At 56.5% G+C, this 12,533-nt stretch carries 9 protein-coding genes and 1 pseudogene; 8 read left to right on the forward strand and 2 right to left on the reverse strand.

Features of this window, described 5'->3' with window-relative positions:
* Nucleotides 1–663, reverse strand: coding sequence for a TIGR02281 family clan AA aspartic protease (locus FDG13_RS12750; protein WP_180128261.1), 663 nt, complete (start codon nt 661–663; stop codon nt 1–3).
* Nucleotides 663–1,148 carry a YajQ family cyclic di-GMP-binding protein gene (locus tag FDG13_RS12755; protein ID WP_180128263.1) on the reverse strand — a complete coding sequence of 162 codons (486 nt, stop codon included), beginning with the start codon at nt 1,146–1,148 and terminating at the stop codon, nt 663–665. The genes FDG13_RS12750 and FDG13_RS12755 overlap by 1 nt, the downstream gene beginning before the upstream one ends.
* A gap of 37 nt (nt 1,149–1,185) precedes the next feature.
* Between FDG13_RS12755 and murB the strand changes: the two genes are divergently transcribed.
* The 8 genes and pseudogenes from murB to FDG13_RS12795 all read left to right on the forward strand — a co-directional run.
* Nucleotides 1,186–2,259: a UDP-N-acetylmuramate dehydrogenase gene (murB, locus tag FDG13_RS12760; RefSeq protein ID WP_180128265.1), complete on the forward strand. Its 1,074-nt coding sequence runs from the start codon at nt 1,186–1,188 to the stop codon at nt 2,257–2,259.
* A 163-nt stretch (nt 2,260–2,422) separates the two neighbouring features.
* A complete protein-coding gene (locus tag FDG13_RS12765; RefSeq protein ID WP_180128267.1) occupies nt 2,423–3,385 on the forward strand; it encodes a complex I NDUFA9 subunit family protein in 963 nt (320 codons plus the stop codon).
* A 322-nt stretch (nt 3,386–3,707) separates the two neighbouring features.
* Complete coding sequence (locus tag FDG13_RS12770) at nt 3,708–4,733, forward strand: virulence RhuM family protein (protein WP_180128269.1); 1,026 nt, start codon at nt 3,708–3,710, stop codon at nt 4,731–4,733.
* A 123-nt stretch (nt 4,734–4,856) separates the two neighbouring features.
* Nucleotides 4,857–5,810, forward strand: coding sequence for a nuclease-related domain-containing protein (locus FDG13_RS12775; RefSeq protein WP_180128271.1), 954 nt, complete (start codon nt 4,857–4,859; stop codon nt 5,808–5,810).
* Between the two features lie 40 nt (nt 5,811–5,850).
* Nucleotides 5,851–8,988 carry a type I restriction endonuclease subunit R gene (locus FDG13_RS12780; RefSeq protein ID WP_180128273.1) on the forward strand — a complete coding sequence of 1,046 codons (3,138 nt, stop codon included), beginning with the start codon at nt 5,851–5,853 and terminating at the stop codon, nt 8,986–8,988.
* On the forward strand, nt 8,982–10,616 hold the full coding sequence (locus tag FDG13_RS12785) for a class I SAM-dependent DNA methyltransferase (protein WP_180128275.1): 1,635 nt from the start codon (nt 8,982–8,984) through the stop codon (nt 10,614–10,616). The genes FDG13_RS12780 and FDG13_RS12785 overlap by 7 nt, the downstream gene beginning before the upstream one ends.
* Nucleotides 10,609–11,868, forward strand: a complete 1,260-nt coding sequence (locus tag FDG13_RS12790) for a restriction endonuclease subunit S (protein ID WP_180128277.1) — start codon at nt 10,609–10,611, stop codon at nt 11,866–11,868. The genes FDG13_RS12785 and FDG13_RS12790 overlap by 8 nt, the downstream gene beginning before the upstream one ends.
* A gap of 13 nt (nt 11,869–11,881) precedes the next feature.
* Nucleotides 11,882–12,415, forward strand: a pseudogene (locus tag FDG13_RS12795) (DUF1016 N-terminal domain-containing protein); the annotation flags it as partial.
* Nucleotides 12,416–12,533 lie beyond the last annotated feature (118 nt).

Raw genomic sequence — 12,533 nt, forward strand, 5'->3', positions numbered from 1 at the left:
TCAAAAACGCTTGTCCAGCACCATCTGGTCGTTGCTACGGTTCATCTGAAAACGGCCCAGAAAATTGTTGCCCAGCAGCACATAAGGCATGGCGCCGTCGGACACCACCGCGTCGATGTCGTACAGCGTCACATCGCCCACGCGCAGCCGGTCGAGTTTGATGCGCCAGCCGGCAATCACGCCGTTGGCGGTGCTGATGCCCTGGGGTCGGCCTTTTTTGTAGTCCAGCCCAAACTGCTGGGCTTGCGCCACCGACAGGCTGACGCTGGAGGCACCGGTGTCGACCATCATGGTGGCGCTGTGGCCATTGATCTGGCCCAGGGTCATGAAGTGGCCGCGCGAGTCGGCACTGAGCACGATCTTGCTGCCACCCGCCTCAGCACCGCTGCTGCCGACACTGGCCGGGGCGCCACCCATGCGCAGCGTCTGGCGTTTGCCACCCATCTCCACCTGGGCCCGGTCACCCGAGAGGCTGACCAGCTTGACACCTTGCACGGTGTCACCCACACCCAGGCTGCGCGGTTGGCCGCCGTCAATCACCAGCAGCGCCTTGCTGCCCAGCAACCCAGCCAGCGCCACACTTTGGGCGGCGGCCGGCAAGGCCACGGCGCACAGCAGCGTGGCTGTGGCCAGGGCGGGCAGGGCGTGCAGCAGCGGGTTCATCAGTCGCGGTAGTTGTCAAAACTCAGCGGGATGTCGGTGACTTCTTTGCGCATCAGGGCTTGGGCAGCCTGCAGGTCGTCGCGGTCTTTGCCGGTGATGCGCAATTTGCCGTCCTGGATGGCGGCCTGCACCTTGATCTTGCTGTCCTTGATCAGGCGTTGGATTTTTTTGGCCAGCTCGGTCTCGATGCCGTCACGGATCTTGATGACCTGCTTGACCTTGTCACCGCCGATTTTCTGGACGTCGCCCTTGTCCAGAAAACGCACATCCACCTCGCGTTTGGTGAGTTTGTTGCGCAGGATGTCCTCGATCTGGGTGAGCTGGAAGTCGGCGTCCCCAATCAGGGTGATTTCCTTGTCTTTGAGTTCAACAGCGGCGGGTGTGCCTTTGAAGTCAAAACGGGTGGCAATTTCCTTGGAGGTGTTTTCCACGGCGTGTTTCACGTCCACCATCTTGGCTTCACAAACGGTGTCAAAAGAGGGCATAGGAGTTCTCGCTAAATAAATGTTCGACAATTCCGCCATGTTAGTTCAGAACAATGTGCCGCTACAGGCCTACAACAGCTTTCACATCCTGGCCAAAGCCAATGCGCTGGCCCACATCACCACCCAGGCCGACATCAGCACCCTGCTGGCCGACCCCTTATGGGCCAGCGAGCCCAAGTTTGTGCTGGGCGGCGGCAGCAATGTGATCCTCACCGGCGATGTCAAACCACTGGTGCTCAAGGTCGAGATCCCGGGGCGCCAACTGGTGGCCGAGACCGACAAAGCTGTCATCGTCGAAGCCGGTGCCGGTGAAAACTGGCACGACTTTGTGGCCTGGACGCTGGCGCAGGGCTGGCCCGGGCTGGAAAACATGGCGCTGATTCCGGGCACCGTGGGCGCCGCGCCGGTGCAGAACATCGGCGCTTATGGGGTGGAGCTGCAGGACCGCTTTGATTCCCTTGACGCGATCGACCTGGTGACTGGCCAGGTGTTCACCCTGAACGCCGCCCAATGCGCCTTCGGTTACCGTGACTCTGTTTTTAAACATAGCAGCTCCGCCAATGTGGATGAGGGCCAACAGGCCATTGGCCTCAAAGACCGGGCGCTGATCCTGCGCGTGCGCTTTGCCCTGCCCAAACCCTGGAAACCGGTGCTGGGTTACCTGGACCTTGAGAAAAAGATGGCCGAGCACGGTGTGGACCAGCCCAGCGCGCAGCAGCTGTTTGACTGGGTGTGTGAGATCCGCCGCGCCAAACTGCCCGACCCGGCGGTGATGGGCAACGCGGGCAGCTTCTTCAAAAACCCCACGGTAACGCCTGAGCAGTGTGCCGACATCATTGGCCGCGACCCCAAGGTGGTGTTTTACCCGCTGGCAGATGGCAGCTTCAAACTGGCCGCGGGCTGGCTGATCGACGCCTGCGGCTGGCGCGGCAAGTCGGTCGGCAAAGCGGGCGTCTACGAGAAACAGGCGCTGGTGCTGGTGAACCGTGGCTCGGTTGACGGCCCGGACGGCGCCACCGGCGGCGAGGTGATGACCCTGGCCAAAGCGATCCAGACCAGTGTGTACGAGCGTTTTGGCATCTGGCTCGAGCCCGAGCCGGTGGTGGTTTAAAGCGTTTTTGGCTTCTAGACCTTATTTCATAAGCTTAAGTAGCTATTTTTAGCAGAGCAATCATGGCGCAGCGCCTGGGCTGATGGCCTGCACCCCACGCCCCGCTTCGGGTTATCTGAGCGCCCGGGCGGAATCAGCGGCGTATTTGCCGCATGATCGCGCCATGAAAAAAATCCTTGTGCTTGGGGGTACCGGCTTTGTAGGTGCCCATGTGTGTGAAAAACTGGTGCGTGAGGGCTGGGCCGTGACCCTGCCGACCCGGCGGCGCAGCAATGCCAACGCGCTCCAGCACCTGCCCGGCCTGACCGTGCTGGAGTGTGATGTGCACGACGAGGCCGCCTTGGCCCAGGTGGTGGCCGGGCAGGACGCCGTGGTCAATCTGGTGGCCATCCTGCACGGCAACCAGGCGGCGTTTGAGCGCACCCATGTGGCCCTGCCACGCAAGATTGCCAAGGCTTGCCTGGCCCACGGTGTGAAACAGCTGGTGCATGTCAGCGCCCTGGGCACCGACGCGCTGCAGCCCCAAACCCTGCCGTCGATGTACCTGCGCTCCAAAGGTGAGGGTGAGGCGGTGCTGATCCAGGCTGCGGTGGGCGCAGGCGCTGATGTCTCGGGCCGCAGCGGTTTTGACCTGAGCATCCTGCGCCCGAGCGTGATTTTTGGCGCCCAGGACAAGTTTCTCAATGTGTTTGCCAAGCTGCAAAAAATCTTCCCGGTGCTGCCGCTGGCCGGTGCCAACGCGCAGTTTCAGCCGGTCTGGGTGCAGGATGTGGCCAGCGCCGTGGTGCGCTGCCTGGCTGGCGCCAGCCCCGACGCCTCACCGCGCACCATCGAACTCGTCGGCCCCGAGGTGTTCACCCTGAAACAGCTGGTGCAGCTGTCCGGCCAGCTGGCGGGCCTGGGCGGTGGTTTTGGCCGCCCCGTGTTGGGCCTGCCCGACTGGGCCGCCCGCCTGCAGGCCAAACTGATGGGTCTGGCGCCGGGCGAACCGGTGATGAGCACCGACAACCTCGACTCGATGAAAGTGCCCAACGTGGCCACTGGCAAGTTCCCTGGCCTGGATTCCCTGGGCATCACCGCCTCGGCCTTGCAGCCGATTGCGCAGGGGTATTTGCAGGGGAGGTAGGGGGCAGGCGAACGCGCTCATGTCGTCAGAAACGACATGAGCTTTATTCGTGTCGCCAAATTGCAAAAAAGAGAACATGTTTTATTGACATGTCGTTGTGGGTGACATGCGCTCAAGCTGTTGAGTCTGGCCGATTTGCTCGAATGGGCTGACGGGCTGCTTTGCAGGGATACCTTGAGTGCTGTATAGAACAACAGTTATCATCTTGGTCAGATGACTTTTGCACACCGCGCAAAGCCATGACGCAGGGTGATATTGGGCTTCTGTTGCGCCATACCAGCTATCTCACCGCCCGAAACGAGCCATACCGCCAGGAGGCGACATGAACAAGAAATCCGCTATCGCTAGCTCTTTCGTCCGCTCGTCAGCGGCGGAGTACCTGACCTTTGTTGCCGCAAGTGGCCAGGGGGGCGTGGAGGCGGTTTATGCCGACGAAAACGTGTGGCTCACGCAGAAGATGCTCGGTCAGTTGTATGACGTGGAGACGCACACCATCAACTACCACCTGAAGAAGGTATTTGCAGATAGCGAATTGGAGGTGGATTCAGTTATTCGAATTTTTCGAATAACTGCCGCTGACGGCAAAACCTACAACACACAGCACTACAACCTTGCCGCCATCATTGCCGTGGGCTACAAGGTTAATTCCGAGCGGGCGGTGCAGTTCCGCAAGTGGGCCACCGGCATCATCGAGTCGTTCACCATCAAGGGTTTTGCGATGGACGACGAGCGCCTCAAGCGCGGCGGTTCCGTCCTGACCCAGCAATACTTCGAAGAGCAGCTTGCCCGTGTGCGTGAGATTCGGCTCTCGGAGCGCAAGTTCTACCAAAAGATCACCGACATCTACGCCACTTCCATTGACTATGACGTGACGGCCCAGGCTACCAAGCGGTTTTTTGCCACAGTGCAAAACAAGCTGCATTGGGCCATTCACGGGCAAACGGCGGCCGGGGTGGTTTATCACCGCGCCGATGCCTCCAAGACACACATGGGACTGACCAGCTGGGCCGATGCACCAGCGGGCAAGATCCAGAGATTTGACGTTGCCGTTGCCAAGAACTACCTCACAGACGACGAACTTGCTCAGTTGCAGCGGCTGGTGTCTGCCTATTTGGACGTGGCTGAGAGCATGGCGCTGCGCAAAATCCCGATGACCATGCAGGACTGGGAGACCCGTTTGAACCGCTTCATCGAAGCGACGGACCGTGGCGTGCTGCAAGACGCTGGCAAGGTGTCCGCAGAAATCGCCAAAGCGCATGCGGAAAGCGAGTTTGAAAAATACCGCATCGTCCAAGATCAGCTGTTTGAAAGCGACTTTGACCGGCTGCTCAAGCAACTGCCCTCGTAGCGATGTGAGCCCCGCTGCACTGAGGTTTTACCCACAACGCTCTGCGGCGCAACAGCCCATACCGGGGGCGGCTTTGGCTGCATGTGTGGCGGTATAGTTAGGCCCACACGGGAGGAAGCGCACATGCTGATCAAATCAGCCGACGACAAAAGCAAGCGCCTGACGCTGCTGGAAGACCTGCAAAAGTCCAGCCTGCTGGACATCAAACAAAAGAAGTGGCTGCGCGAAGAGCTCATGCGCTGTCGCAAAGGGATTCAGGGCGAAAAAGAGTCGGCCTACTACCTGGACAGTTACTTCAAAGGTGCAGAGAACCATGTGCTTCTCCACGACCTGCGCCTGGTTGTGGATGGGGAAGTGGCGCAAATCGACCATTTGGTACTGGCACGCGGCGGCGCTGTCTACCTGCTGGAAACCAAGAACTACGCAGGCAACCTCGAAGTCAACCCCTATGGCGAGTTCACCGCCATCTACGACGAAGACCGCTTTGGCATACCTTCGCCGCTAGAGCAAAGCAAACGCCACGAACGGGTGCTGGCCCGCCTGATGGAAACCCTGGGCATGGTAGGGCGCACCGACAAAAAGCTCAGATTTCACCATGTGGTCATGTTGCATCCCAAAGCCATCATCACCAGGCCGGACCCCAAGGCGTTTGACACCTCATTTCTCATCAAGGCAGATCAATTTCCCGCTTGGCGTGATAAGTACGTTGAGTCCATGGGCGTTGGGTCTGTTTTAAAAGTCGTGCTGAACATGCGCAGCCTCGACACCATCAAGGAGTGGGGCGAAAAACTCAAGCGCCAGCACCGTCCGGCTGACTTGCTGCACCTGCCAGATTTCATGCAGCCCAAGCCGCATGTGGCCCAGGCTGCTCAGCCGTCCAAGCCCGTCGCACCTGCACCCGTTGCCACCCCTGCCGCTGCCGCGCCCGTTGAGGCTGATGCCTCACTGGCCAAAAAGCTGATCTGTGCCCATTGCCACGGCAAGATCAGCTTTCCCGAAGGCAAGTTCTGCTGGAACAACACCAAACGCTTTGGCGGGTTGCAGTATTGCCGTGAGCACCAGGGGTTGTTTGCTTGATTGTCGTGATGAAGTTTGAAGCCCTCCAAGGGGAAAATTGATGGTTTTCAGCGAAGACTCACGGGTCAAGATTCCGTGCATCCTGCATCTGGTTCGGCTTGGCTACCGCTATCTTTCACTGAAAGACGCCATTTGGGACGAAGAAACCAACATCTTTCCCGCGCTGTTCAGTGATGCCATTGCCCGAATCAATCCCAGATTGGAGGCGGATGACGTCCTCCGTTTGCTGGCCGACGTCAAACTTCTCATCGATAACGAAGACCTCGGCAAAGCCTTTTATGAACGGCTTACCGAGCACTCTGGCATTCGGCTGATCGACTTCGAGAATTTCGATAACAACAGCTTCCATGTTGTCACGGAGCTCACCTGTAAAAACGGTGACGATGAGTTTCGACCCGACATAACGCTGCTTATCAACGGTATGCCGCTGGCCTTTATTGAGGTCAAGAAGCCCAATAATCGAGAGGGCGTGCTTGCAGAGCGCAATCGCATCATTACGCGCAGTTGCAATCCGCGCTTCCGGCGGTTTATCAATATGACGCAGTTGATGGTCTTCTCCAACAACATGGAATACGAAGACGGTTCGCCCCAGCCCGTTGAGGGTGCCTTCTATGCCAGTCCGTCTTATGAAGCGCCTGTTTTCAACTACTTCCGTGAAGAAGAGTCGCTTGATCTCGCCCAGCTGCTGGCCGATGAGGACGATGCTATCGAGAACGAAGTGCTACGCGACAACAATCTCAACGTTATCAAGCACAGCCCCGAGTTTCTGAGCAACAAGTCGCCCGATACGCCGACGAACCGCATCTGCACGTCTTTGTTCAGCCGTGGGCGTCTGTCATTCCTGCTGCACTTTGCACTGGCATACGTCAACGAAACTGACGGCTTGCAAAAACACGTCATGCGCTACCCCCAGCTCTTTGCCACCAAGGCCATTGAGAAGAAACTCGATTTAGGGGTGAAGAAAGGCATCATTTGGCACACCCAAGGCAGCGGCAAAACTGCGCTGGCCTACTACAACACCCGCTTTCTTACTGATTACTTCCAGCGCAAAGGTGTTATCCCGAAGTTCTACTTCATCGTTGACCGCCTTGATCTGGCCACGCAGGCCCAGCATGAATTCACCAGCCGGGGGTTAGTGGTCCACACCATCGACAGCCGTGCAGACTTTGCACGCGACATCAAAACAACCCAGGTGCTGCACAACCACAGCGGCAAGCCTGAAATCACCGTGGTCAATATCCAAAAATTTCAGGATGACCCGGACGTGGTGCGCGCCGAAGACTACGACTTCAACATCCAGCGCGTCTATTTTCTGGATGAAGTGCACCGCAGCTACAACCCGCAGGGCAGCTTTCTGGCCAACCTCAGCCAATCGGACCGCAATGCCATCAAAATCGGCCTCACAGGCACGCCCCTCTTGGGTGACGACTACAACTCCCGCGCCCTGTTTGGTGACTACATTCACAAGTATTACTACAACGCATCCATTGCCGACGGCTACACCCTTCGGCTGATCCGCGAGGAAATCGCCACAAATTACAAGCTCTCGCTGCAAGAGGCACTCGCCACCGTACGGCTCAAGCAGGGCGATGTGGATCGCAAACTGATCTACTCCCACCCGACCTTCGTAGAGCCCATGCTCGACTACATCGTGCGCGACTTCGAAAAGAGCCGTAGCGCACTGGGTGACGCCAGCATTGGTGGCTTGGTGATCTGTGACAGCGCAGATCAAGCCAAAGAAATGTTCCGCATCTTCACCGCGGTGTATACCAAGCCAACGTCGTCGGCCGTAGTTGCCCAAGACTCAGGGCAAGCTATATTTGCAACCGCCCCAACGGGCAGCTATGCAGAACGTGTGCAGCTTGCCAACCGCGCGAAAAGCGCCGCGCTCATCCTGCACGATGTGGGCACCAAAGACGAACGCAAGGACTGGGTGGAAGACTTCAAGGCAGGCAAGATAGACCTCCTGTTTGTCTACAACATGCTGCTAACTGGCTTTGATGCAAAACGCCTGAAAAAGCTCTACCTGGGGCGTGTCATCAAGGCGCATAACCTGCTGCAAGCGCTCACGCGGGTGAACCGCACCTACAAGGATTTCCGCTATGGCTACGTGGTGGACTTTGCCGACATCCGCAAGGAATTCGACAAAACCAACAAGGACTACTTTGACGAGCTGCAATCCGAGTTGGGCGATGAAATCGAGCACTACTCCAATCTGTTCAAGTCGGCCGATGAGATTACCCAGGAAATCGAAGCCATCAAAGACATTCTTTTTAGCTTCGATATTGCAAACGCTGAAGAATTTTCAAAGCAGCTCAACCAGATCCAAGACCGCAGCACTGTGCTGGCGCTCAAAAAAGCGCTGGCCGATGCCCGCAACCTCTACAACCTGATTCGTCTGCAAGGCGAATACGGCTTGTTGCAGCAGCTCGACTTTCACAAGCTCGGCCAGCTCTACCGCGAAACCTGCAATCACCTCGACCTGCTCAACCTCAAAGAGGCCATCGAATCAGCCAGTGATACCAGCAACTTGCTTAACGTCGCGCTCGAAGATGTGGTTTTCAAGTTCGCCAAAATCCGGGAAGAAGAGCTGGTCTTGGCCGACAAGCTCAAAAACACCTTGCGCCAAACGCGCGAGGCCTTAGCCGACAACTTTGACCAGCAAGACCCCAAGTTCGTCACTCTGCGCGAAGAACTTCAACGGCTGTTCAAAAACAAAAAGCTCAGCGAAGTCAGCCAAGAAGAAATGACCGCCAATATCGGCGCGCTCAATGCCATCCACGACAAAGTCAAAGAGCTGAACCGCCAAAACAACCAGCTGCGCGCCAAATACCGAGGCGATGCCAAATACACGCGCATCCACAAGCGCTTGCAAGAGCGTGGGCCACTCACGTCAGGAGGCACGCAGACTGAGCGAAAATTGTTTGAAGCGCTGGCCGGTGTCAAAGCGCAGGCCGACGGACACGTGCTGCAAAACTCCCTGTTGCTGAACAACGAGAGCTATTTCGAGAACATGATGCAGCCCATCGTGATTGGTGAGTTCTACACCCGTCAGCACATCAAACTCACCCCCGACGCCACCCGCACCATCAACCAGCTGGTGGTAGCCGAATACATGAATGAATTTTTTGCTGGCACCCGCATGGGCGCAGGCCAGCCTGGAGCACAAGTTTGGTAACCCAACAATTTAAACAACGCACACACGACCTGATCGACAGCCTTAAGAAAGTTTGTGCTGAGTATGGCTTGGGCAACGATGGCAACGAGTTCAAGATCATCACCCAGGTGTTCCTCTATAAGTTCCTGAACGACAAGTTCGCCTTCGAAGCCAAGAAAATCCGACCAGAGCTTGCCGAGGCAGAAAGCTGGGAAGCCGCCATTGCAGCCCTGAGCGCTGACGATGTGGAGATGCTCCAAATGCAGATGGGGCCAGACACCGCCCGGCTCAAGCCTGAGCATTTCATCGCCCACATGTGGGGCCGCCAAAACGCCCCGGAATTCGCCAAGCTGTTCGACGACACCTTGCGCGACATCGCCATCAGCAACAACGACATCTTCGCCGTCAAAACCGACGGCGGTGCCAAGATCACCCTGTTTGACCGGGTCAGCGAATTCATCACCGACCCGTCGAAGCGCGACGCCTTTTGCCGCACCATCATCAACAAGCTGGGCGACTTCAGCTTCGAGCGCATCTTCAACGAAAAATACGATTTCTACGCCGCGCTGTTTGAATACCTCATCAAGGACTACAACAAGGACAGCGGCGGCAAATACGCCGAGTACTACACCCCGCACGCCGTGGCCAAGATCATGGCCGCCATACTGGTGCCCGAAGCAGTGCGTGGAAAGGTGAGCAACGTCAGCTGCTACGACCCTTCGGCCGGTTCCGGCACGTTGCTCATGAACATCGCCCACGCCATTGGCGAGCAGCGCTGCAGCATCTATTCGCAAGACATTTCGCAAAAGTCCTCCAGCCTGCTGCGCCTGAACCTGATCTTGAACAATCTGGTGCATTCCATCCCCAACATCATCCAGGGCAACACCATGCTCCATCCTTACCACCGGGGTGGAAAGGCGTTGAAGAAGTTTGACTACATCGTCAGCAATCCACCGTTCAAGATGGACTTCTCTGATTTCCGCAACGAGCTGGATGCCAAAGAGCATAAAGACCGCTTCTTTGCCGGAATACCCAAGATCCCGGCCAAAGAAAAAGAGAAGATGGCGATCTATCTGCTCTTCCTGCAACACATCATCCACTCGCTGAAACCCGGCGGCAGAGCGGCAGTCGTCGTACCGACCGGCTTTCTTACCGCACAAAGCGGTATCGAGACGAAAATTCGCCAGCATCTGGTGGATAACAAAATGCTCGCTGGTGTGGTTTCCATGCCCAGCAACATCTTTGCCACCACCGGCACCAACGTGTCCATCTTGTTCATTGACGCGTCTAACAAGGCCGACGTGGTGCTAATCGACGCATCTAAGCTTGGCACCAAGGTCAAAGACGGCAAGAACCAGAAAACCTTGCTGTCAGATTCTGAAGAAGACTGCATCATTGCCACCTTCAATGCGAAATACGCGATGGAGGATTTTTCGGTGGTGGTGTGTTATGCCGATATCGCTGCCAAGAATTACAGCCTGAGCGCCGGACAGTATTTCGACGTAAAGATTGAATATAGCGACCTGACGTCGAAGCAGTTCGCCGAGAAGATGCAGGGCTTTACTGACAAGCTGGATGCGTTGTTCAAGGAGTCGGTCGGGCTGGAACAGGAAATCAAGAAGCAGTTGGCGGGGTTGCGTTATGAGTAAATGGCCGGTCTCATCGCTTCAAGGAAAGTTGCATATCAAACATGGGTATCCATTCAAGAGTGAGTATTTCTCGGATGACGGCCACTACGTTGTCCTGACTCCGGGAAACTTCCATGAAGCAGGCGGGTTCAAAAGACAGGCGGGAAAAGAGAAGTACTACCTCGGAGATATTCCAGAGGATTACCTGCACAGCAAAGGTGACTTGATTGTTGCGATGACGGAGCAATCTGCAGGATTGCTGGGTAGCTGTGCCTTTGTTCCTGAAGAAGACACGTATCTCCACAACCAGCGACTTGGATTGATTTCAACAGACCCAAAGAAGCTCAACAAATCCTTTGTCTATTACTTATTCCAGACAAAATCCGTCCGGAAACAAATTCGACTTACATCTACTGGTTCGAAAGTCAAACACACATCTCCCGAGCGTCTTTACGCTGTTACTGCTCCGCTTCCAAAAGTGGATGAGCAAAAGAAATTCGCCGCCGTCCTTTCCGCTCTTGACGCCAAAATCGACTGTAACAACCGCATCAACGCTGAGCTGGAGGCGATGGCCAAGACGCTGTATGACTACTGGTTTGTGCAGTTCGACTTCCCCGGCGCCAACGGCAAACCCTATAAATCCTCCGGCGGCAAGATGGTCTATAACGCTGCGCTGAAACGGGAGATTCCGTTGGGGTGGCACGATTCGAGCGTTCTGGCCGTTGCCGATTTGCTAGGGGGCGGTACCCCGACGAAAAAGAAGCAGGAATACTGGAGCGGCGACATTCCATTCTTCACGCCCAGCGATGCAGATGGAAGCATCTTCAAGTTTTCAACGGCGGACTACATCACCGACGAAGGCCTAAAAGGCAGTAGCACCAAGCTGTTTAGCAAGCACACGGTTTTCATCACTGCACGCGGGTCCGTGGGTAGGCTGGTGCTCGCGGGTGTAGATATGTCAATGAATCAGTCCTGCTATGCGCTGCGTGCGAAGGCCGGTATCAGTCATGTTTTCCTCTTCTTCCTCGCCAAGGAGTTGATCCATCACTTGCACGTCAAGTCTTCTGGTTCGGTCTTCGATTCCATCGTCTCGAATGACATTGAGTTGACCAAACTTGCTATTCCAAAAGGTGAGATTATTGAAAAGTTCGCTGCAGTCGTTGAGCCGGCTTTTGAGAAGATAGCCAACAACACAAAAGAAAACCAGCAACTCGCCCAACTCCGGGATTGGCTACTTCCCCTGCTCATGAACGGCCAGGTCAGGGTGGCATAAAGGAAGGCAAACCATGAGCGATCAGCCCGTTTCTCTCATACCCACGCCCGAAGGTTATGCCGACTGGCTGGTTGAACTGAAAACCCGCATCCATACCGCCCAGCAGCGTGCGGCTCTGGCGGTGAACCGCGAGTTGGTATTGCTGTATTGGCAGGTTGGGCGCGACATTCTGGCGCGACAAGCAAGCCAAGGTTGGGGTGCCAAGGTGATCGAGCGGCTGGCGCATGATTTGCGCATAGCCTTCCCTGAAATGAAGGGGTTTTCTCGCGCCAACCTGATGTACATGCGAGCCTTTGCCGAGGCTTGGCCAGACGCTGAAATTGTCCAACAGGCTGTTGGACAATTGCCTTGGGGACATAACCTCGTGCTGTTGACCCGGTTGAAGCAACCCGCGCAGCGTCTTGCATATGCGCAGGCGGCCATTGCGCATGGTTGGTCGCGCAACGTGTTGAATATCCACATCGAAACCGGGTTGCTGGAGCGCACCGGGAAAGCGGTGACCAACTTCAGTGAACGGCTGCCAGCGCCGGGCAGTGATTTGGCTAGGAGTCTGGGCGGCAGAAACCTTCGTTGGTGATGAATCCTGGCACGAAGCCTGCGATGCAAAGGCATGAGCACCAGCTACTTACCCTACCACCCCGAGCAACAACAGCTCCTGCCCTCAG

Origin of the sequence: Rhodoferax sp. BLA1, from assembly GCF_013416775.1 — a bacterium.
Lineage (GTDB): Bacteria > Pseudomonadota > Gammaproteobacteria > Burkholderiales > Burkholderiaceae_C > Rhodoferax.